The sequence below is a fragment of the Ruegeria sp. D4 genome (assembly GCF_056534475.1).
Genome location: NZ_JBQFPJ010000001.1, coordinates 463,992 through 484,517, shown reverse-complemented (window position 1 = coordinate 484,517; position 20,526 = coordinate 463,992). Strand labels below are relative to the sequence as shown.

Genomic DNA, 20,526 nt, shown 5'->3' with positions numbered 1-20,526 from the left:
GGTTTCCGGCGCGGTTTTTTGTTCCGGTGTTTCACCGGTTGAAAAACGAGGCGCCGAAAAGCGCCTCGTCAAATTGTTTAGGACGGATTACTGAATCCAGCCTTTTTCTTTGTAGTACTTCTCGGCACCCGGATGCAGCGGAGCCGACAGGCCGTCCGCAATCATCTCTTCCGGCTTGAGGTTGGCAAATGCGGGGTGCAGCTTTTTGAAGTCATCGAAATTCTCGAAGACCGAGCTTACAACTGCATATACAGCGTCTTCCGAAACGTCAGCCGATGTGACGAATGTCGCGCCCACACCAAAGGTCTGGGTGTCGCCATCCGATCCACGATACATCCCGCCGGGGATTGTAGCAGTACGATAGAACGAGTTGTTTTCAACCAGCTTGTTGACCGCATCGCCGCTGACATTCACCAGAACTGAGTCACAAGCGGTGGTTGCTTCCTGGATCGAACCCGACGGGTGACCAACAGTGTAGACCATCGCGTCAATCTGGTTGTCGCACAGGGCAGCAGACTGTTCGGCTGCCTTCAGCTCGGTTGCCAGCTCGAAATCGCCGGTGGTCCAGCCCATTTCGCCCAGCAGGACTTCCATGGTGCCGCGCTGACCGGAACCGGGGTTACCGATGTTGACGCGCTTGCCTTTCAGGTCCTCGAAGTTGGTGATACCGGAATCGGCCCGCGCAACAACGGTGAACGGCTCGGGGTGAACCGAGAATACGGCGCGCAGGCCTTCGAACGGGCCAGCCTCTTCAAATTTCGAGGAACCGTTATATGCATGGTACTGCCAGTCGGACTGGGCCACACCAAACTCCAGTTCACCTTCGCGGATGGTGTTGATGTTGTAGACCGAACCGCCGGTCGATTCGACCGAGCAGCGTACCCCGTGTTCCTTGCGGCCCTTGTTCACCAGACGGCAGATCGCACCGCCGGTCGGATAGTAAACGCCAGTCACGCCACCGGTGCCGATTGTGATGAATTCCTCCGCAAAAGCAGCAGGCGCCATCAGCGCAGCGGTTACAAGCGCGCCAAGGCCCAGTTTGCTGTTGTTTTTCATTTTCGTGATCTCCCAAATCTTTATTGTGGTCGGAAGATCCGTAAACAACCCCTCCTAAGAGCTTGTCAACACAGCAAGTTCCCCCGTCGACAAAACGGGCTCACGCACCTGAATTTCAAAAATCTCCCAACACTTACGACGTTTCATTCCAATACATCGCTTGTCAACCCCCGCATCCCGCAAGCCCGCGCAAAGCCGCATATCTGACGGTGTTTCCCGAACTTTCCCCCGGACGATCCAAGGACAGTCCCTTTCAGCCCCACAAATGCGGTTCGGCAAACTCGACCGAATTGCCGGCCGGGTCCCGCACATACAGCGAACGGGCCCCGTTTGGCCAATCAAACTCGGCATCCAGGGGTACGTTCCAATCGAGCAGATGCTTGCGCATTGCGTCCATTTCGACCCGCGAAATGGCAAGGCACACATGCCCGGGCCCGCGCGCGCCATGCGGCGGCACCGGCAAGTCAGGATTTCGCGGTGCTTGTTCCGTTTCCTCGGCGTTGAACAACAACAACACGGAACGGCCCACGCGGAAGAACACGTGCCGGTTGTCCACGCGCTGGATTTTCTCCAACGCCAGAATGTCGCCGTAAAAACGCTCTGCCGCGTCCAGATCATTGACGTAAAGCGCCGCCTCCAGAACTGCCGACGGGCGCGGTATGTCCGGTGTGACTTTCATGAGCCCAGTGTACCTCAGGCCCTGCCTTCTGTCACCGTCGCGGTCTGCGGTCCCTCTTTCGTTGCGGTGCTGCGGAAACCTCAGGCATGGGCAGGCTTTCCCATTGCCCCGGCTGCAATCCCTCCAGCGTCCAATCCCCGATGCGGGCGCGAACCAGACGCAATGTGGGATGTCCGACCGCTGCCGTCATCCGGCGCACCTGCCGATTGCGCCCTTCGCGCAGGGTCAGTTCGATCCAGCAATCAGGAACCGTCTGACGCACCCGGATTGGCGGCGTCCTGGGCCAAAGACTTTCCGGTTCGTCAATCACCCGCGCCTTTGCGGGCCGGGTTGACCCATCATTCAGTTCGACCCCTTCGCGCAGCGCCTTCATCGCGGCAGCGTCCGGAATACCCTCGACCTGAACCCAGTAGGTCTTGGGCATCTTGTGTTTCGGGTCGGAAATCTGCGCCTGCAGCTTTCCGTGATCCGTAAGCAGCAGCAAACCCTCACTGTCCCGATCCAGTCGTCCGGCCGGATAGACACCGGGCAGATCGATGTAGTCGGACAGCGTGCTGCGCGGCGAATCTCCGTTCGCCCTGTCGGTAAACTGCGGCAGGACATCGAAAGGTTTATTGAAGCGAATGAACCAGGACATGAACTACGCCATAGCGCGCAGAAACCACCTAGCGCAAGCTGTGGATAACTGTCACGCGATTGTTACGGATTCGCATTAATCAATCCCCGAGATATTGTGGAAAATCAGGGCTTGTCAGAGTTTTAACACGATATATAGTTAAGTTAAGGCCGGGGCGGGTGTTCCCCGCTCTGATGTCAAAAAACGGGCAGTGCAGAGCGAGGAGCGATTCTGTTATGGACGGAGACTTCAGGACCGAATTTGTCAGGGAACCCGGTGCACTCAGGCGTCATCCGGCACTGGTCCTGAACGCTGATTATCGCCCCCTGTCCTATTATCCTCTGTCTCTTTGGCCATGGCAGGAGGCGATCAAGGCCGCCTGGCTCGATCGGGTCGACATCGTGGCCGAATATGACGAAGTTGTCCGCAGTCCCAGTACCGAGATACGAATACCTTCGGTCGTTGTTCTGAAAGACTATGTAAAACCCAGAAAGCGCGTGGCCTTCACGCGCTTTAATTTATTTCTGCGGGATGAATTCTGTTGCCAGTACTGCGGCAGCCGAGGCGACCTGACGTTTGACCACGTTGTTCCGCGCGCGGCGGGCGGCGTGACCAGCTGGCAGAACGTGGTGGCAGCATGCAGCCCATGTAACCTGCGAAAAGGGTCAAAATCGCTGCGGCAAGCTGGCATGTCTCTGCGCAAGCCACCCCGCCAACCCGATGCCGAGGCGCTGCGCAATATCGGGCGCAAGTTCCCGCCCAACCATCTGCACGACAGCTGGATCGACTTCCTGTACTGGGATGCGGAACTGGATCAGATCTGACGTTTACCGGGCCCGCCAAGCTGCAAGCCAGACCAGAACCAAACCGGCCGACAATACGGCATTCCATCCTGCCATGGACAGGCCAAGCATTTCCCACGGGATGTCGTCACAGCGCACCAGCGGCGCGTTCATGATCTGATCCATCAACTCGGTCGTCGACAACCCACCAATGTCGCTGGACGTGCAGCTGCTGGGACCTTCCCACCACTTCTGCTCGACGCCGGCGTGATACACACCGATAACCGCCGTGGTCGCAGCGGCCAAAGCCCCCAGAAGCGGCAGAACCGTGACCCGAGGCAAGGCAAGCGCCACGGCACCAATCAACGCTGCGGCGGCGTGCGGATACCGCTGCCAAATGCACATCTTGCAGGGTGCCAACCCGCCAAGGTACTGGAATCCCCATGCCCCCAACAGCAAGGCGACAGACCCAGCGGCCGCAATCAGCACTAATCTGTTTCGGTTGGTCATAGGTACTTCACCGCGAAAAATCCGCCGAACAACAGCAAGATGAACAGGGTAAACATCAGGCCTAGGCGCTTTTCGATGAAATCGCGTATCGGTTCGCCGAACCCCCACAAAAGCCCTGCAACAACAAAGAACCGCAAGGCCCGTGCCAGAATTGAGGTCGCAACAAACGTCCCAAAGGGCATCCCGGTCCAGCCGGACATGATCGTGATGACCTTGTAGGGGAATGGCGTAACACCTGCGGTCAGCACAGCCCAGAATCCGAAATCGTTGAAACGCTCGTTGAACTCTTCCATGGCATGGCCTTTGCCCATCGCCTCAAGGACCGGTTGGCCGATGCTTTCATAGAAGAAGGCTCCGATCGCGTATCCCAGCATCCCCCCCAGCACCGACGCCACGAGGGCAACGGTCGCGATGAGCCATGCCCGCGACGGCCGCGCCAGGATCATTGGAATCATCAGCACATCCGGCGGGATCGGAAAGAACGAGCTTTCCACAAATGCCACAATGGCCAGCGCCCAAAGAGCATGCGGATGTTCGGCCAGACGGATGGTCCAGTCATAAAGGGATCGCAACATAAAACACTAAGGTCCAAATCTCACACCCGGCAAGGCAAACCATGCACCCATCGGGGCGTCAACCGTTCAAAGGCAAACAATCCGGATACTGGTTGTTTTTTGCCTCTGGACCTTCCCCGCGTTGGGCGATAATCCAGTGTTCGTGGCCCAAGTGGCGGAATGGTAGACGCAGGGGATTCAAAATCCCCCGCCTTCACGGGCGTGAGAGTTCGAGTCTCTCCTTGGGCACCACAGATTGCGATAAGATATTGCTTTTGGGAGATATCTACAGGGATCGAAGTGTAATTTCTGATCTTCAAAAACAGATAAATGATTTCCCTTTAATCTTCCCGGCGCGTTACGGATCGGTGTGTGGACCAACTGAGGATGCGCTCTCCTGGCTTTCTTGAACGATCAACAATCGTGCCGGCAACACCCCACGCCATTGTTTCGTCAGACCAGGCAATAACGCGAGCAGCACACTACTGGCGCAGCGCATGGAAAAGTTAACACAAGGTGAACAAGGCGTTTTTTGTGCGTTCAGCCTCTCCCGGACAAACTGTTTCCAAACAAACAACAGTAATTCTGTGAGAGTTGAACCGGGGTAACATGGTGCGTAGCGACAATATTGACCTCAAAGATGACCATAAAAAATGGGCTGAATGGTCGTTGGAGCCAAAGAAACGGCCGCGCAAAATGACGGATATTGCGGCCGGGTTCGTCGTCGCGTTTTCGGCATTTGTCACCTGCGACGCCCATCAATATCTGAATTTCTAAAGCGCTTGTCCTGCTCCTAAAGCTGACGCTTGCGGCTCAAAAAACCGTATTTGACAGCCCAGGACCGAAAGGACCGGCGTTTTCGCCGGTCTTGTTTTACCGATTTCTTCGAATGCGCGCCGGCTGTTCTGTTGAACTCGAACACATCGATAATCCGCTCGGCGCAGCCGCATGCTTCGCCCATACCGACTTTGGCGAAATAGAACTTTTCGAAAGATTCAGAATTCTTCATGATAATCCCCTTCACCGGCATTGAACCGGATCGGATGAAAATTGCCAAATCACTTCTTTGCCGTTCGGGATATTGGCCGGATTTTGAGGGATCGAAATACTGGTTTTGACCCGTGGACTTGGACCAGATAGCCGATCCGGGTGCGGATACGACCACCGGGCAATGCGAGCCTATGATCCGAGAAGCCGGACAGATCTCTGCTCTTGGTTTGAATCTCTGTTGAATGGAAGCGGCGGTGAAATCGCATCCATTTCTTGTTTATCGTTGATCAAAGAACGACTTACAGGCTGAGCTTGTCGCGCATGAAGGCCAGCGCCACGCTCAGCCCGTCAGGAGCGATCCCGTGGCCCGTGCCCTTCATGACATGGGCGTAAACCTCTTTGAAACCCGCCGATTGCAGGGCTTCGGCGGCCTCGGGTAGCGATTGCGGCGGCACCACGTCATCGGCGTCGCCATGCACCAGCAGGACCGGCATGCGGCTGACAGTTTCGTCCACCAGCATGTCCGGTTCCAGCAGCCGGCCCGAAAAGGCGACGATACCCGCCACCGGGTCTTCGCGCCGGGGGGCGACGTGCAGGCTCATCATGGTGCCTTGTGAAAAGCCGAACAAAACCAATTGTTCCGGCAACAGATCCTCATCCACCATCAAAGCATCAAGAAAGGCGTTGAAGTCTTCAACCGCCATCGCCATGCCCCGGCGCGCCTCTTCCTCGGACGAGCCATCGATCCACGGGATCGGAAACCACTGAAACCCGTTGGGCATTCCGGGTATCTGTTCCGGCGCATCCGGGGCCACAAACAGCGTGTCGGGCAGATGTTCGCCCAGCGGGTCGGCAAGGCCCAGCAAATCAGCCCCATTGGCGCCGTAACCGTGCACGAATACCACGACCGAGCGTGTATCCCCCGAAACCGGCTCTTTCCGGAGCGCATTCAAAACCCGTGTCATCTGATCCCTTCTCGTTCTTTCGCGACCCGGTAATAGGCCCACAATACCCGCGCCGCAACCGACCGCCACGGTGACCAGGCTTCGGCCATTTGGCGCAACTCCTTGTCCGTCGGGCGTTTTGGCAGGTCGTACAGAATTCGCGCAGCCTCCTGCAATGCCAGGTCCCCAGGCGCGATCACGTCCGCGCGGCCCAACGAGAACATCGCGTAGATCTCGGCGGTCCAGACGCCGATGCCTGGCACTTCGGTCAATGTGGCCACAACATCCGCGTTAGGAGCATCGCGCAATGCCCTGTAATCAATACGTGCTTCGGCCAGCGCGCGGGCGTATCGGATTTTCTGACGGCTCAGCCCCACGGCGCGCAGATCGTCATCGGTCGCCCACATGATCTTGCGCGGTCCAGTGAGCTTGGCATCCTGCAGCCGTTTCCAGATCGCATTGGCCGAGGCCACGCTGACTTGCTGGCTGACAATCGCACTGAGCAGCTGCGCAAATCCATCCGGGCGACGACGCAAGGGCAATGGCCCGGTTTGGTCCATCGCGTAGGCCATGCGCGGACAGGTTTCTGCCAGCCACCCTGCCCCTTCGGCAACGCATTCGGGCGTTTCGATGATGCGTCCGACGGACATGGCCTCTCCATAATGTGATACGGGCCGCACGTTAGGCACATATGCCGCATATGCAACCCGCTTGTGTGCCGGGGATTTCACCGATACCCATGCCCCATGACGATGATCACTGCCTCTCCCGACAATTCTCAGGCCAAACGCAACGTAGCGGTTCTGGTTGCCGCGCAGGCCATTCTGGGCGCGCAAATGCCGATGATGTTCATTGTCGGCGGGTTGGCGGGGCAGTCGCTGGCCAGCAACCCCTGCCTTGCAACATTGCCTATCTCACTGATCGTGCTGGGGTCGATGCTGGCCGCCACACCGATCTCGGCGATCATGCAGAAATGGGGTCGCCGGGTGGGTTTTCTTGTTGGTGCAACTGCCGGAGCTTGTGGTGGCGTTGTCGGGGCGTACGGCCTGTACCTGGGGTCTTTCCCGATCTTCCTGCTGGGCAGCCTGCTGACCGGTATCTATATGAGCGCACACGGCTTTTACCGTTTTGCCGCCGCCGACACTGCGTCAGACGGCTTTCGTCCGAAGGCGATTTCCTACGTCATGGCTGGTGGGCTTGCCGCTGCAATCATAGGACCCCAGATCGTCAAGCTGACGGCGCAAGCGTATGTCATTCCATTTCTCGGCACCTATCTGGCCGTGATTACCGTAAACGTATTCGGGTCGGCCCTGTTCTTTTTCCTCGATATTCCCACACCGGAAAAACCCGCCGAAGACGCGCCGAAGGGCAGAACGCGGATCGAAATGCTCAGAACGCCGCGCATCGCGGTGGCGGTGATTTGCGCCATGGTGTCCTATGCGCTGATGAACCTTGTAATGACATCCACTCCACTGGCGGTTGTAGGTTGCGGTTTCAGCCCGAATGACGCGGCGGATATCGTGACCAGCCATGTTCTGGCGATGTATGTCCCCAGCTTTTTCACCGGCCAACTGATAGCCCGGTTCGGGGTTGAAAAGATCGTCGCGCTCGGGCTGGCCATTCTGGCAGCGGCCGGCGTCGTTGCCCTGCAAGGCGTTGAGCTTGGCAATTTCTTTGTTGCCCTGATCCTGCTCGGGATCGGCTGGAATTTCGGCTTTATCGGCGCGACCAGCATGCTCGCGGACTCGCACGCCTTGAACGAGCGTGGACGGATGCAGGGACTGAACGATCTGCTGGTATTTGGCGGTGTTACTCTGGCGTCGCTGGCATCGGGGGGACTGATGAACTGCTCGGGCGGTTCACCGGTCGAGGGATGGACGGCCGTCAATCTGGCCATGATCCCATTGTTGACGCTGGCCGGTGGCGCATTGTTGTGGCTGGTTCTTAAACCGGCCGAGGCCGAAACAGCCTGACAAACGTATTACCAGCGACCGCTGACGGACCGCCACATCAGTGACGCGCGGCGACTGACTTCCCCTTGCCACAATGTGCCATTGGCGACGCGTTCAGGCTGCGCCAACGCCTGCTTCAACACCCAGTCCGCCTGCCAGCCAGCGAATAGCGCGGGTCTGGCCTGCACTGAAACATCCGCCCGCCTTGCGCGCGCGCTGTTCAGCCGATCCAGCCCAGCCTGCGCCAATGCGCGTACGGCATCGGGTGTTCCCTTCAACAAAGGAATGCGGCCGCGCGCCTCAAGCTCGGGGATGGCGCGGAACCAGTTGGCGACCCCGACGCCATAGCCAAAATCGCGCAAAACGGCTTCATCTGCAGCGCCGAGCGCCTGCGCTGACGCGACCATCAATGTTCCCGCACTCTGGTCGATATAGGTATCGAAGTGCTCTTCATCTTCGAAAGAGTCTTTGTATATATCCCAACGCCTTACCGCCACATATTCATCCATAGCCGAGGCCAGATGAGGGCTGAGAACCCTGGATAGCGGCGTCACGACCTCATGCCGTCTTACCGTCGGGCCTTGGGCGATTTCCTGAAGCGCATCTCGCCACCATTGCAGGCGCATTTCCGCGATCATCGGCTCTTGCGTCACCCACGGCGCCCTCGCAACTTCGACATTCAGTGCGTAAATGGGAAACAGGACCGCGCGTGCAGGAACCGGGGCGGCCATTGCCGCCATGAATCGATCCGGATCCGCCCGGTGCACCAGTTGCGCACAGGCCTTGAGATCGTCGTCGAATTGCACGCTCACTCTGCCGCTTCCGAACGCGGATTGCAGTCGCGTATCAGTTTCCACTGGATCGCATCCAGCAGCGCCTCAAACGAGGCATCAACTATGTTGGCACTGACACCAACAGTTGACCATCGGCGTCCCTGCCCGTCTTCGCTGTCGATGATGACCCGCGTGACCGCCTCGGTGCCGCCCTGAGTAATGCGCACCTTGAAGTCGACCAGATGCATGTCATTCAGTATCCGCGAATACTGACCCAGATCCTTGGCCAACGCCTTGGCGAGGGCGTTGACCGGGCCCCGGTCGCTGCCGTCGCCGTCCAGCGATTCACTGACCGACAGTTTCTTTTCCCCGTCGACCTTCACTACAACGACGGCCTCGGAGAGGCTGACCATCTTGTTGTATTTGTTCTTGCGCCGCTCAACCGTGACCTTGTAACGCTTGACCTCGAAGAACTGAGGCAGTTGCCCCAGTTCCGCACGGGCCAGCAATTCAAAACTCGCCTGCGCGGTGTCGTAGGAATACCCAACCGCCTCGCGCTGCTTGATCCGCTCCAGTATGCGCCCCAGCGCCGGATCGCCGGCTTCGACCGTCAGCCCGGCTTCGGTCAGGCGTTTGCGCAGGTTCGATTGCCCGGCCTGGTTTGACATCGGAATGATGCGCGAATTGCCAACAGTCGCCGGGTCGACATGTTCATAAGTCGACGGGTCCTTAAGAATCGCGCTGGCATGCAGCCCTGCTTTGTGCGCGAAGGCTGAGGCCCCGACATAAGCCGACTGCTTGCTGGGCACCCGGTTCAATATGTCGTCCAGCATCCGACTGATCCGCGTCAGACCTGACAAAGCTTCGTGACTGACGCCAACCTCATAGGTCGAGGCATAGGGTTCCTTCAGCAAAAGCGTAGGAATCAGGGCGGTCAGATTGGCGTTACCGCATCGCTCGCCCAATCCGTTCAGCGTACCCTGTATCTGGCGCGCGCCTGCATCTACAGCGGCTAGCGAACAGGCTACCGCGTTTTCCGTGTCGTTATGGGTGTGAATACCTAGACGGTCCCCAGGCAGCCCGGCAGCGATCACCTCGGAAACGATGCGCCCGACCTCCGCAGGCAAGGCACCACCATTAGTGTCACACAATACAACCCAGCGCGCACCAGCGTCCAGTGCAGCGCGACAAACCGAGATCGCATAGTCAGGATTGTCCTTGTATCCATCAAAGAAATGCTCGGCATCGAACAAAGCCTCGCGACCCTGCGCCACGACATGCGCGACCGAGGCGCGCACGTTCTCGGTGTTTTCCGCAAGGTCGATACCAAGCGCGTCGGTCACGTGATAATCATGTGATTTCCCCACCAGACAAACCGCTTGCGTCCCTGCGTTCATCACCGCCGCCAGAACGTCATCATTGTCTGCGGACCGACCCGAACGTTTGGTCATCCCGAACGCGGTCAGACAGGCCGAAGTCTTTGGTGCCACATCGAAAAACGCACTGTCCGTCGGGTTGGCACCCGGCCAGCCGCCTTCGATATAGTCAATCCCCAGCGCATCCAGCGCTTGTGTGATCTGCACCTTTTCAGCGGTCGAGAACTGAACGCCCTGTGTCTGCTGCCCATCGCGCAGGGTGGTGTCATAAAGATAGAGCCGTTCCTTGGTCATCACACACCTTCCAGCTTGGATGCGTCAAAGCCCGCGCCGGGGACCAATTCGACACTATCCTTGCCCATCCGAACTTCAATGCCTGCTGAAACGTACAGGGCTTTCAGACGATCCACTTCAGCGAAATCCTTGCTCTGCATGGCAGCAGCCCGTGCCTGAACAAGCTTTTCGGCATGGCCGGACAAATCGACGCTATCTGTATGCGCCCAGTCCCCCATCTCATCCGTCAGAAGACCAAGAAGACGGGTGCCAGCCAACAGAACAGCAGCGTCCCCTTTCGCTGCGAGCCGGTGCAGTTCCGCGACGGCACCCGCAGTATTCAGATCATCGGCCAGCGCCTCCACAAACGCGGGCGTCACGCTGGCGGCGGGCTCGATGCCCGCTGTCAGCGTCCGCCATTTCCGCAGCGTCCCCTCGGCCTCGCGCGCCTTTTTCTCGGTCCAGTCCATGGGCTTGCGGTAGTGAGTTTGCAGGAACACAAAGCGGATCACCTCGCCCGGCACACCCTGCTCCAGCAGATCATGGACGGTAAAGAAATTACCCAGCGATTTGGACATTTTCTTCCCTTCGACCTGCAGCATCTCATTGTGCAGCCAGACCCTTGCAAACTCACCATGCGGATGAGCGCATTTGCTCTGGGCGATTTCGTTCTCATGATGCGGGAACATAAGGTCATTGCCGCCCCCATGAATGTCGAAGCTTTCGCCCAAGAGTTCATAGGCCATGGCCGAGCATTCGATATGCCATCCCGGACGTCCACGGCCCCAGGGCGACTCCCAACCAGGCAACTCATCGGTCGAGGGCTTCCACAGAACAAAATCCATCGGATTCTTCTTGTAGGGCGCAACCTCGACCCGCGCGCCTGCGATCATGTCGTCGACCGACCGCCCAGACAGGTTTCCGTATTCTTCCTTCCAGCTGTCCACCGCGAACAGCACATGACCTTCGGCCGCATAAGCGTGCCCCTTTGCGATCAGGTCTTCGATCATTTCAATCATCTGATCGACAAATTGTGTCGCTCGCGGCATCTCGTTCGGCTCCAGCGCCCCCAGGGCGCCCATGTCGTGCAGATACCAGCCGATGGTTTCATCCGAACGCTCCTGCACCAACTGCTCAAGCGACCCGAACGCGCCTGCCTGCTTTCGGGCCAGCGCCGTCGCATTTATCTTGTCATCCACATCCGTGAAGTTGCGCACATAGGTCACATGTTCCGGGCCGTAGACATGCCGCAGCAATCGATAAAGTACATCGAACACCACCACGGGCCGGGCATTGCCCAGATGCGCACGGTCATAGACGGTCGGGCCGCAGACATACATCCGCACATTGTCGGCATCGATCGGCACGAAATCTTCCTTCGTCCGCGTCCGTGTGTTGTGCAGTCTGATGGTCGTCATCTGGTGGGCTCCTAAGAAACAGCAGTAGCTTGCGCGTTGGCGCGGGCTTAGCAACTTGTCTCAGGGATGAAAACGAAAGAAACCGGCCCGCTCGAGAAATCAGCAGGTAATGCAGCAGATAATGATGCAGGTCATCCGGTTCATGAGGACCGATTACCACGTAAAGCACGACAAGCCAAGGCTTGTGATCGCGCGGATGGCGGGGCACTCTGCCTTGTATGAGCCGAGATCTCGTGAACTCCATATGCCGTGACCTACCCGGAGCGGAAGTGTCCGACCCCTGGGGTGGCGGTCATGACGCGTGGAAGATTGGCGGCAAGATGTTTGCCTGCATTGGCACGGCGGGCACCGGCGTTTCAGTAAAAACCCCTGATGTCGACACTGCGCAGATGCTGATCGAAGCGGGCGTCGGCACCAAAGCGCCCTATTTCCACCGCAGCTGGTTGCTGCTGCCATGGGAAACGGATGCCGACGAGATGCGCCACCGGCTGACCGCTTCCTATGACATTGTGCGCAAATCGCTTACCAAAAAAGTACAGGCTGAGTTGCCACCTCGTAGCTGATTGACAATACAACGCCATTCAGACCCGGCCGGAAAACGAGTTCGCGCCACGCCCAGAACGGAGCGATACCGCAGCCGACGGGGGCGTTGTCCTTGCAGATCAACCTTGCCCACCAACCCAACCGGAGCGGTCTTTTCCGCCGACCCGTTTCAAAGCATCTCTGATATTTGCCGAACACGCGACCTTTGACTGATTTCGGACGAAGTCGATGATACTCAGGTTTGGGGTGGCGTCCATATTTCGCCTCGTACTGAGCCGGGTATGGCCGAACGCATCTTAGTCGTCGGCTCAATGTCCAAATCACATTTTACGACAGGTTCGCGCCGCAGTTGGATCGTCGAGATTGAAGACGTCAACACCCAACTGGTTAATCTGGCAACACACACCATGAATGGTGTTCCCGGGTCTATTCAGGACGCCGCGAGTATTGCGTTGAACTCGGGCAGTGATATGAAACAGGAATTCTCGGAACTCGCCCGCAATCGGCGAACCTTGGCTATCGAACTGTTGAGCACTCGGAACGTTGTCAGGCTGGTGCCCGAACAGGGGACATGTATTTGATGCTGAATGTTCGTGTCAACAGGCGAAGTGGTGAGGCATTTGCAAAGGCGCTGCTCGAAACGCATTCCATTGCGGTGAGGCAAGGTGAGAGCTTGGGCAGCGTTGCGGCTGGTCACATCCGGGTTGCGATGACGATCGCAAACGACCTCTTGATTGCAGCGCTGCAAACACTGCGTGATTTGGCAATGAACGCTCCCGGGAGAAGCCGAACCAGTGATCAGAACCGGAAGGTCGTTCGCAGATTGAACGTGTTGGCGCCAAGACTGCCATTTGATCGGGTCACGTTGTCAAAATTCTGACGTAGCGCCTCGCCACTGATGATAAATCTGTCATTGACCGGATAGGCAACGCCAATTCCGTAGACCGCTGCTGTGTCATTGTCGGCGGAGGTATCGATCCGTGCGGCCCCAACCACTACATACCCCAGCGCCGGTCCGAAATCGTACCCGCCGCGCAGTTTCAGCCGTGTCAGACTGTCTAATGTCCCTTCCCCCTGACCTAGGCTCAGCGACAGGTGATTGTATTCCAATTCGCTTCCCAGAACGAAGCTTCCGAAATCGTGGTCATAGCCGACATGGAGTCCAAAACTGGAATCGTCACCGCTGGATCCGTTGGGGCCATCCGCTTCAGTATACCCAAAGCTGAATCCTGCATAACCCCCGGTCCAATCCTCGGCGACTGCCGGGACGGCGCTTAACATTGTCACTGCGACAATGAGGGCCGTGCTGAATTTCATTCACGTCTCCAACATGTTACAGCCCCAATGAGCGGGAATTTCGAGGCGCTTACAAACCATTTACCCGAACATTGGGTCCGAGAACCGATATTTCAATTCTGACAACAGACAGGTTAATAAATAGTGATCCGACTATATCAGATTTCCACCCGAACGGGAAGAAATCTCACGCTGAAACCCTTTCGACAAAGAAAGGGAGCAATGGCGACCTATTTCTAAGTTTGGGTCGCAAACAGGACAGATCATGTCGCCGGGTGAAGGATAACTACGGCCAACGAAAGAGGTCCGCATGAAAAGCGACTACTGGAAAATCCGCTTGATCAGCCGCACCATTGGTGCGGACCGCGGACGTGCGGCGCGGGGAAGGCCATTCTGAGGGTGAATTAAGCCACTCTTCAGGAACAGCTCTTAACCCGGACCAAACACATGAACGACCAAACCCGTACTTCCTCTCGCAGCGGCGGACGCTCCGCGCGCCGTGCCGCCCGTGCCTCTGCCCTGCCCGATCACCTGCGCCCCGTGCGGCCCGGAATGGAGGGCGGCACCCTGAACGTGCTGACTCAGGCACAGTTGGAACGCATTCACGAAGCTGCGCTGACAGCGCTGGAAACGATTGGCCTTGCGGATGCGCCGCAAAGCGGGATCGATTATCTTGTTGCCGCAGGCTGTACCCTGGGTGATGACGGTCGCATCCGGTTCCCGCGTGCGCTGGTGGAAGATACCATCGCCAAAGCCAATCGTTCCGTGACGCTTTACAGCCGGGATGGAAAGACCGATCTGGAACTGTCAGGCACGCGTGTTCATTACGGCACGGCCGGCGCTGCTGTCAGCATGGTCGATGTACATGGTCAGGAATACCGCGATTCGACCGTGCAGGATCTGCATGACGCATCACGCATCTGCCAGCAGCTTGACAACATTCACTTTGTGCAGCGTCCGATGGTTTGCCGCGATATTGCGGACAACCTTGAGATGGATCTGAACACGGTCTACGCCACGACCTCGGGCACGTTCAAACATATCGGCACATCCTTTACCGAACCCAGCCATGTGGCCCCGGCGATAGAAATGCTGCACATGATCGCGGGCGGCGAGGACAAATGGCGCGAGCGGCCGTTCATGTCCAACTCGAACTGCTTTGTCGTTCCGCCAATGAAATTCGCAACGGAAAGCTGCGAAGTCATGGAAGAATGCATTAAGGCCGGGATGCCGGTCCTGCTGCTGTCGGCGGGAATGGCCGGGGCAACTGCGCCCTCGACGATTGCGGGCGCAATCACTCAGGCAACGGCGGAATGCCTGGCCGGTCTGGTTTACGTCAATGCCGTCAAACCCGGTGCGCCAGCCGTTTTTGGCACCTGGCCCTTTGGTCTGGACCTGCGCACCGGCGCGATGTCAATCGGTTCGGGTGAACAGGCCCTTCTGACCGCAGGCTGCGCCCAGATGCACAGGTTCTACGACCTTCCGGGCGGTGCCGCCGCCGGAGCATCGGATGCGAAACTGCCGGACATGCAGGCCGGGTGGGAGCAGATGTGCTCGAACGTTATGGCCGGATTGTCGGGCCTGAACATGGTCTACGAAGCGGCTGGAATGCACGCCTCATTGTTGGGATTCTGCTTCGAAAGCCTGATCCTCAGTGATGACCTGATCGGCCAGGCGCAGCGCTGCGTGCGCGGGATCGAAGTGACGGACGAAACTTTGGCGCTGGACCAGATGGCGGCCGTCTGCATGGGCGGACCGGGTCACTATCTTGGCACGGATGCAACGCTCAGCCGCATGCAGGCAGATTATGTCTATCCGACCTTCGGAGATCGCTCCTCACCCAAGGAATGGGTGGAACTCGGCAAACCTGATCTGATTGAGAAAGCGATCAAGCGAAAAGAGGAAATCCTGTCAGCACCGTCGCCGGCACAATTCGACCCGCTGTTGGATGCTGAACTTCGAAGCAGATTCAACATTCACTTGCCGAGATGAGACACTGAAAAGCGGCCTGAAATGCTCAGGCCGCTTTCCCGCACCCGGATTTAGCCGTCACTGGATGGAAGCAAACCCGCTTCCTGTGCGACGGCAATCTCGGCCTGATCCAGCGCGCCGTCGCCATTTGCATCCATGGCCGAGAACCCGTCTGCGTCGACATCGGGCAGAATTGCCTGCACTTCTTCGATTGTCAGTACGCCATCCCCGTTTGTGTCCACTGAGGATTGAGCGACGGCCAGTGTGGGCAATCCAAGTACGATTGCTGAGAATACAGCCAGATTTTGGCGTTTCATTTCGGTGCCTCCTGAGAGTTTTGTTGTCTGTTTTCTGTCCGGACAGGCCCCAGAAACACCCGAGTGACGTCTTCTGTCAGTCGCAATGGTTGAGGGTGTGCAATTAAGGCCAATCATTGCGTGTTTTGCAGAGTCGCATCTGCGGTCCACCGCCAAGAAAAACACTCGAGGTTCTGTTCGGCGGATCTTGCCCGATGACAGGAGCGCATTCCGGCAAGGCTTTGCTCAGGTCAAAAAAGAAAGGGGGCCGAAGCCCCCTGTCAGTTTCGCCTTCCAGGCTCGTATCGTTGACCGCCCGGTGTTTTTTTGCCTGCGGCCTGGACTGCGCATGGGACGAGCGCACCCGCCCCGTGAAAGAGTGGGAAGGACCGATATTCCGCCCCACCCTGTTCCCGGCCAACACGGGCATGTCGGCCGAGTGGAGAAAGGTCAGTTGGTAAGTCTCAGAGCCTTTCTCCGTATTCGTCGGGGCCGGTCACTGAGGCAGCATCCGACCCCTGCGCCCCGGGGTGCCAGGGCGCTAAACTTCAGCTACACCCGCTTGTCGCGCCACAGGTGTTGCATTTCATGCAGGTGCCATTGCGCACCAGCGTGTAGTTTCCGCATTCTCCGCACGGGTCACCCTCGTATCCCTGCATCTTTGCCTTCGTACGGGCGTCCATGCTGGTCGCAACGGCTGTCTCCGCAACCGGTGCCGCAAATTGTGCTGCAGATTCGGCCATGCCGTTCGCGCCGGACTGCCCGCCATTGAACACCATCAGGTCCTGCGGCAATCGCTTGCGAAGGTAGCCAGTCGAACTGATTTGCTTCAGTACTTCCAAGGACTTGGACGCCGCAGTTTCGCTGATTTCCGAAACGTTCGACAACCCGTCTTCCTCTCCTCGACCCAGATCATCAAAGGTTGCGCCTTCGGGCTTCACATGGGCCAGGTCGGTGCGGTCGAGATAAGACACCGCCAGTTCGCGGAAGATGTAATCCAGGATCGACGTCGCGTTCTTGATCGAGTCGTTGCCCTGTACCATCCCCGCCGGTTCAAACTTGGTGAAGGTGAAGGCATCGACGAACTCTTCCAGCGGTACGCCGTATTGCAGGCCAACCGACACGGCGATGGCAAAGTTGTTCATCATCGCACGGAAGCCAGCACCTTCCTTGTGCATATCGATGAAAATCTCGCCGAGTTTACCGTCTTCGAACTCACCCGTTCGCAGATAAACCTTGTGCCCGCCCACGATCGCCTTCTGGGTATAACCCTTGCGGCGATGCGGCAGTTTCTCGCGATGGCTGCGGATCATCTCTTTGACCACAACCTTCTCGATCACTTTCTCGGCCAGAACAACGGCTTTCTCCTGTGCCGATCCGCTCTCCAGCACTTCTGCCGCTTCGTCGTCATCCTCGACCAGCGCCGCGGCCAGAGGCTGCGACAGTTTCGAGCCGTCGCGATACAGCGCGTTGGCCTTCACACCCAACGACCACGACAATTCATATGCCTTCTGGCAATCCTCGATGGTTGCGTCATTCGGCATGTTGATCGTTTTACTGATCGCACCCGAGATGAAGCTTTGCGCCGCCGCCATCATGGTGATGTGGCTATCAACCCCAAGGAAACGCTTGCCTTTCTTGCCGCACGGGTTGGCGCAGTCGAAGATCGAATAGTGTTCTTCTTTCAGATGCGGCGCACCTTCCAGCGTCATGGTTCCGCAGACATGGTCGTTCGCCGCGTCGATATCCGCTTTGGTAAAGCCCAGATGGCGCAGCAGATCGAATGTCGGGTCATTCAGCTTGGTCGCCGGGATGCCCAGAACGCCGGTGCAGAAGTCCTCACCCAGCGTCCACTGGTTGAACACGAACCGGATATCAAAAGCGCTTTCCAGCGCGGCGTCCACTTTGGCCAATTCATTCGGACCAAAGCCATGTCCGGTCAGCGAGGTGTGGTTAATCCCCGGCGCGTTGCCGATGGTGCCGTGACCAACCGCGTAACCCACGATCTCTTCGATCTGAGACGAGGAATAGCCCAGCTTTTCCAACGCCGACGGCACCGAGCGGTTGATGATCTTGAAGTAACCACCACCGGCCAGCTTCTTGAACTTGACCAGAGCGAAGTCAGGCTCGATCCCGGTAGTGTCGCAATCCATCACCAAACCGATGGTGCCGGTCGGTGCGATCACGGTCGCCTGCGCGTTGCGATAACCGTTCTTCTCACCAAGACTCAGCGCTTCATCCCAGGCCGACATGGCCAGATCAATCAGACGCTTATCCGGGCAGTTTCCGTGGTCGAGAGGTACCGGCTTCACGGCCAGCTTCTCATAGCCCTCGGTCACACCCTGCGACGCGCGGCGGTGGTTGCGGATAACGCGCAGCATATGGTCGGCGTTACGCTCGTAACCCTTGAACGGGCCAAGCTCTCCGGCAATCTCGGCCGAGGTCGCATAAGCCACACCAGTCATGATCGCAGTCAACGCGCCGCAGATCGAACGCCCCTCATCCGAGTCATAGCTGTAGCCCATGTTCATCAACAGGCCGCCGATGTTGGCATAACCCAGACCCAAGGTGCGGAAGTCATAGGACAGTTGCGCGATTTCCTTCGACGGGAACTGCGCCATCGTCACCGAGATTTCCAGCGTCAGCGTCCACAGGCGCGAGGCGTGCATATAGTCCGCCGCCTGGAACTCACCATCCTTGAGGAAGGTCAGCAGGTTCAACGAGGCCAGGTTACAGGCCGTGTCGTCGAGGAACATGTATTCCGAGCACGGGTTCGAGCCGCGAATCTCACCATCTTCGGGGCAAGTGTGCCATTCGTTCACGGTGTCGTGAAACTGGATGCCCGGGTCAGCGCAGGCCCATGCGGCGTGGCCTACCTTTTCCCACAGATCGCGTGCTTTGACGGTCTTGGCGACCTTGCCATCCGTCCGGTTGATCAACTCCCAATCAGCGTCTTTCTCAACAGCAGTCAGGAACGCGTTGGTCACGCGGATGGAATTGTTCGAGTTCTGACCCGAAACCGAGCTATAGGCTTCCGAGTCCCAGTCTGTGTCGTAGGTCGGGAACTCGATGCTATCGTGGCCCTGCCGGGCGTAATCCAGCACACGCTTGATGTAAGTCTCTGGGATCGCGACTTTCTTCGCCTCGCGCACCGCTTTCTTCAGCCTGTCATTCTTGTTGGGGTCGTACGCGTCGTCTTGCGCGCCGTCCCAGCTGCGGATGGCCTCGAAAATGCCGTTCAGCATCTTCTCGTGCATCTTCGATCCGGCAACGATCGAGGCCACCTTCTGCTCTTCGATCACCTTCCATTCGATGAATTGCTCGATGTCCGGGTGATCTGCATCGACGATCACCATCTTTGCTGCTCGACGGGTTGTCCCGCCTGATTTGATCGCGCCAGCGGCGCGGTCGCCGATCTTGAGAAAGCCCATGAGGCCCGAGGACTTGCCACCACCCGACAGCGCCTCACCTTCTGCACGCAGATGGCTGAAGTTGGTCCCGGTACCCGAACCATATTTGAACAGGCGCGCCTCGCGCACCCACAGATCCATGATGCCGCCTTCGTTCACCAGATCATCATCAACGGACTGGATGAAGCACGCGTGCGGCTGCGGATGTTCATAAGCGGATTTGGATTTGGTCAGCTTGCCGGTTTTGTAGTCGACATAATGGTGACCCTGCGCCGGGCCGTCGATCCCGTAGGCCCAATGCAGACCGGTGTTAAACCACTGCGGGCTGTTCGGTGCTGCGCGCTGGGTCGCCAGCATATAGCGCATCTCATCAAAGTAAGCGCGCGCGTCATCCTCGGTCGAGAAATAACCGCCTTTCCAGCCCCAATACGCCCAAGCGCCGGCCAGACGGTCGAACACCTGCTTGGACGAGATTTCTCCGTCAAACTCAGCGTCTTCAGCGGGAACCGAGCGCCACAGGAATTCGGGAACGTCCTTTTCTTTGACTTTCTTCAGCTTGGACGGAACACCAGCCTTGCGGAAATATTTTTGGGCGATGACATCGCTGGCAACCTGGCTCCAGCTTGAAGGGATTTCGATATTCTCGAGACGGAAAACAATTGTCCCATCCGGGTTGCGGATTTCGGATGTTGCCGAAACAAACTCCAGATCTGCATATGCATCCTGCCCGGATTTGGTGAATTTTCTGTCAATCTTCATGTCCGCCGCCCTAGCTACAACCAGCTTAATTTTCGGTTTTCGACACCAAATCTTGTTTGCGGGGTGTCGACCGCCTGCCACCGATTTCCGGACAAAAGGGTATCGGTCGCTGCCTTTGACAGCGCATAGCCGAACAATTCGGCTGCACGTGGCATTGGTATGCTTTCCGTCCCTCGCCCGTTGCCTTATTCTGGTAAGTGCCTACCAGATATTGTGGCACGTCTTTCGGCCCATACAATCTGACGTATATACCCATATGTGGTCAACGGGCTTTTTCGATCTTTTTTCAAATCTTTTATGTTGACCTCATCCCATGAGGAACTCGCAA

19 protein-coding genes and 1 tRNA gene are annotated in these 20,526 nt (G+C 57.7%); 6 read left to right on the top strand and 14 right to left on the bottom strand.

Features of this window, described 5'->3' with window-relative positions; genetic code table 11:
• Positions 1-87: 87 nt before the first annotated feature.
• From ACR0MI_RS02430 to ACR0MI_RS02420, 3 genes are all read right to left on the bottom strand, one after another.
• Entirely contained in the window at positions 88-1,056 is a 969-nt protein-coding gene (locus ACR0MI_RS02430; RefSeq protein ID WP_170614958.1) for a TAXI family TRAP transporter solute-binding subunit, read from the bottom strand.
• A 253-nt stretch (positions 1,057-1,309) separates the two neighbouring features.
• The gene (locus tag ACR0MI_RS02425) at positions 1,310-1,735 is read right to left on the bottom strand and encodes a VOC family protein (protein WP_170614957.1); all 426 of its coding nucleotides are present in this window, start codon (positions 1,733-1,735) and stop codon (positions 1,310-1,312) included.
• A gap of 31 nt (positions 1,736-1,766) precedes the next feature.
• Positions 1,767-2,372: an rRNA large subunit pseudouridine synthase E gene (locus tag ACR0MI_RS02420; RefSeq protein ID WP_170614956.1), complete on the bottom strand. Its 606-nt coding sequence runs from the start codon at positions 2,370-2,372 to the stop codon at positions 1,767-1,769.
• 215 nt (positions 2,373-2,587) lie between these two features.
• On the opposite strand from ACR0MI_RS02420, the gene ACR0MI_RS02415 reads away from it, so the two are divergent.
• Positions 2,588-3,175 carry an HNH endonuclease gene (locus ACR0MI_RS02415; protein WP_170614955.1) on the top strand — a complete coding sequence of 196 codons (588 nt, stop codon included), beginning with the start codon at positions 2,588-2,590 and terminating at the stop codon, positions 3,173-3,175.
• A 3-nt stretch (positions 3,176-3,178) separates the two neighbouring features.
• On the opposite strand, the gene ACR0MI_RS02410 is transcribed toward ACR0MI_RS02415, so the two are convergent.
• Positions 3,179-3,643 carry a disulfide bond formation protein B gene (locus tag ACR0MI_RS02410; protein WP_170816552.1) on the bottom strand — a complete coding sequence of 155 codons (465 nt, stop codon included), beginning with the start codon at positions 3,641-3,643 and terminating at the stop codon, positions 3,179-3,181.
• Positions 3,640-4,218, bottom strand: a complete 579-nt coding sequence (locus ACR0MI_RS02405) for a YqaA family protein (RefSeq protein WP_170614953.1) — start codon at positions 4,216-4,218, stop codon at positions 3,640-3,642. Before ACR0MI_RS02405 ends, ACR0MI_RS02410 begins: the two co-directional genes overlap by 4 nt.
• 145 nt (positions 4,219-4,363) lie before the next feature.
• Between ACR0MI_RS02405 and ACR0MI_RS02400 the strand changes: the two genes are divergently transcribed.
• A tRNA-Leu gene (locus ACR0MI_RS02400) sits at positions 4,364-4,449 on the top strand.
• A gap of 541 nt (positions 4,450-4,990) precedes the next feature.
• Here the strand turns inward: ACR0MI_RS02400 and ACR0MI_RS02395 are convergent.
• The 3 genes from ACR0MI_RS02395 to ACR0MI_RS02385 all read right to left on the bottom strand — a co-directional run bounded on the left by ACR0MI_RS02395 (position 4,991) and on the right by ACR0MI_RS02385 (position 6,781).
• Positions 4,991-5,206, bottom strand: coding sequence for a hypothetical protein (locus ACR0MI_RS02395; RefSeq protein ID WP_170614951.1), 216 nt, complete (start codon positions 5,204-5,206; stop codon positions 4,991-4,993).
• A 280-nt stretch (positions 5,207-5,486) separates the two neighbouring features.
• A complete protein-coding gene (locus tag ACR0MI_RS02390) occupies positions 5,487-6,152 on the bottom strand; it encodes an alpha/beta fold hydrolase (RefSeq protein WP_170614950.1) in 666 nt (221 codons plus the stop codon).
• Positions 6,149-6,781, bottom strand: coding sequence for a DNA-3-methyladenine glycosylase family protein (locus tag ACR0MI_RS02385; protein ID WP_170614949.1), 633 nt, complete (start codon positions 6,779-6,781; stop codon positions 6,149-6,151). The genes ACR0MI_RS02390 and ACR0MI_RS02385 overlap by 4 nt, the downstream gene beginning before the upstream one ends.
• Before the next feature lie 96 nt (positions 6,782-6,877).
• On the opposite strand from ACR0MI_RS02385, the gene ACR0MI_RS02380 reads away from it, so the two are divergent.
• Entirely contained in the window at positions 6,878-8,104 is a 1,227-nt protein-coding gene (locus ACR0MI_RS02380; protein ID WP_170816553.1) for an MFS transporter, read from the top strand.
• An 8-nt stretch (positions 8,105-8,112) separates the two neighbouring features.
• Here ACR0MI_RS02380 and ACR0MI_RS02375 read toward each other — a convergent pair whose 3' ends face one another.
• From ACR0MI_RS02375 to cysS, 3 genes are read right to left on the bottom strand one after another with little or no spacing between them, the layout of a single operon-like run.
• Positions 8,113-8,889, bottom strand: coding sequence for a squalene/phytoene synthase family protein (locus ACR0MI_RS02375; RefSeq protein ID WP_170615109.1), 777 nt, complete (start codon positions 8,887-8,889; stop codon positions 8,113-8,115).
• A gap of 2 nt (positions 8,890-8,891) precedes the next feature.
• Positions 8,892-10,526, bottom strand: coding sequence for a citramalate synthase (gene cimA, locus ACR0MI_RS02370; protein WP_170614947.1), 1,635 nt, complete (start codon positions 10,524-10,526; stop codon positions 8,892-8,894).
• Positions 10,526-11,923 (bottom strand): cysteine--tRNA ligase, encoded by a 1,398-nt coding sequence (cysS, locus tag ACR0MI_RS02365; RefSeq protein WP_170618970.1) that lies wholly within the window; start codon positions 11,921-11,923, stop codon positions 10,526-10,528. Before cysS ends, cimA begins: the two co-directional genes overlap by 1 nt.
• Positions 11,924-12,141: 218 nt before the next feature.
• Here cysS and ACR0MI_RS02360 point away from each other — a divergent pair, with 218 nt between their 5' ends.
• Positions 12,142-12,486 (top strand): MmcQ/YjbR family DNA-binding protein, encoded by a 345-nt coding sequence (locus tag ACR0MI_RS02360; RefSeq protein WP_170614945.1) that lies wholly within the window; start codon positions 12,142-12,144, stop codon positions 12,484-12,486.
• A 261-nt stretch (positions 12,487-12,747) separates the two neighbouring features.
• On the top strand, positions 12,748-13,047 hold the full coding sequence (locus tag ACR0MI_RS02355) for an aminotransferase class I/II-fold pyridoxal phosphate-dependent enzyme (protein WP_170614944.1): 300 nt from the start codon (positions 12,748-12,750) through the stop codon (positions 13,045-13,047).
• 217 nt (positions 13,048-13,264) lie between these two features.
• Here the strand turns inward: ACR0MI_RS02355 and ACR0MI_RS02350 are convergent, their stop codons facing one another.
• Positions 13,265-13,783, bottom strand: a complete 519-nt coding sequence (locus ACR0MI_RS02350) for a porin family protein (protein ID WP_170614943.1) — start codon at positions 13,781-13,783, stop codon at positions 13,265-13,267.
• 426 nt (positions 13,784-14,209) lie between these two features.
• On the opposite strand from ACR0MI_RS02350, the gene ACR0MI_RS02345 reads away from it, so the two are divergent.
• Complete coding sequence (locus ACR0MI_RS02345; RefSeq protein ID WP_170614942.1) at positions 14,210-15,754, top strand: trimethylamine methyltransferase family protein; 1,545 nt, start codon at positions 14,210-14,212, stop codon at positions 15,752-15,754.
• Between the two features lie 50 nt (positions 15,755-15,804).
• Here the strand turns inward: ACR0MI_RS02345 and ACR0MI_RS02340 are convergent, their stop codons facing one another.
• Together ACR0MI_RS02340 and ACR0MI_RS02335 are read right to left on the bottom strand one after the other, a co-directional pair.
• Positions 15,805-16,050 (bottom strand): penta-EF hand family protein, encoded by a 246-nt coding sequence (locus ACR0MI_RS02340; protein ID WP_170614941.1) that lies wholly within the window; start codon positions 16,048-16,050, stop codon positions 15,805-15,807.
• Positions 16,051-16,577: 527 nt separating this feature from the next.
• Entirely contained in the window at positions 16,578-20,198 is a 3,621-nt protein-coding gene (locus tag ACR0MI_RS02335; protein ID WP_170614940.1) for a vitamin B12-dependent ribonucleotide reductase, read from the bottom strand.
• Positions 20,199-20,526: the final 328 nt, after the last annotated feature.

Coding starts and splice junctions, on each gene's coding strand:
- ACR0MI_RS02390 (WP_170614950.1), bottom strand. CDS start 6,152: ATGACACGGGTTTTGAATGCGCTCCGGAAAGAGCCGGTTTCGGGGGAT.
- ACR0MI_RS02335 (WP_170614940.1), bottom strand. CDS start 20,198: ATGAAGATTGACAGAAAATTCACCAAATCCGGGCAGGATGCATATGCA.
- ACR0MI_RS02380 (WP_170816553.1), top strand. CDS start 6,878: ATGACGATGATCACTGCCTCTCCCGACAATTCTCAGGCCAAACGCAAC.
- ACR0MI_RS02405 (WP_170614953.1), bottom strand. CDS start 4,218: ATGTTGCGATCCCTTTATGACTGGACCATCCGTCTGGCCGAACATCCG.
- ACR0MI_RS02420 (WP_170614956.1), bottom strand. CDS start 2,372: ATGTCCTGGTTCATTCGCTTCAATAAACCTTTCGATGTCCTGCCGCAG.
- ACR0MI_RS02430 (WP_170614958.1), bottom strand. CDS start 1,056: ATGAAAAACAACAGCAAACTGGGCCTTGGCGCGCTTGTAACCGCTGCG.
- cimA (WP_170614947.1), bottom strand. CDS start 10,526: ATGACCAAGGAACGGCTCTATCTTTATGACACCACCCTGCGCGATGGG.
- ACR0MI_RS02355 (WP_170614944.1), top strand. CDS start 12,748: ATGGCCGAACGCATCTTAGTCGTCGGCTCAATGTCCAAATCACATTTT.
- ACR0MI_RS02425 (WP_170614957.1), bottom strand. CDS start 1,735: ATGAAAGTCACACCGGACATACCGCGCCCGTCGGCAGTTCTGGAGGCG.
- cysS (WP_170618970.1), bottom strand. CDS start 11,923: ATGACGACCATCAGACTGCACAACACACGGACGCGGACGAAGGAAGAT.
- ACR0MI_RS02395 (WP_170614951.1), bottom strand. CDS start 5,206: ATGAAGAATTCTGAATCTTTCGAAAAGTTCTATTTCGCCAAAGTCGGT.
- ACR0MI_RS02385 (WP_170614949.1), bottom strand. CDS start 6,781: ATGTCCGTCGGACGCATCATCGAAACGCCCGAATGCGTTGCCGAAGGG.
- ACR0MI_RS02415 (WP_170614955.1), top strand. CDS start 2,588: ATGGACGGAGACTTCAGGACCGAATTTGTCAGGGAACCCGGTGCACTC.
- ACR0MI_RS02340 (WP_170614941.1), bottom strand. CDS start 16,050: ATGAAACGCCAAAATCTGGCTGTATTCTCAGCAATCGTACTTGGATTG.
- ACR0MI_RS02410 (WP_170816552.1), bottom strand. CDS start 3,643: ATGACCAACCGAAACAGATTAGTGCTGATTGCGGCCGCTGGGTCTGTC.
- ACR0MI_RS02345 (WP_170614942.1), top strand. CDS start 14,210: ATGAACGACCAAACCCGTACTTCCTCTCGCAGCGGCGGACGCTCCGCG.
- ACR0MI_RS02360 (WP_170614945.1), top strand. CDS start 12,142: ATGAGCCGAGATCTCGTGAACTCCATATGCCGTGACCTACCCGGAGCG.
- ACR0MI_RS02350 (WP_170614943.1), bottom strand. CDS start 13,783: ATGAAATTCAGCACGGCCCTCATTGTCGCAGTGACAATGTTAAGCGCC.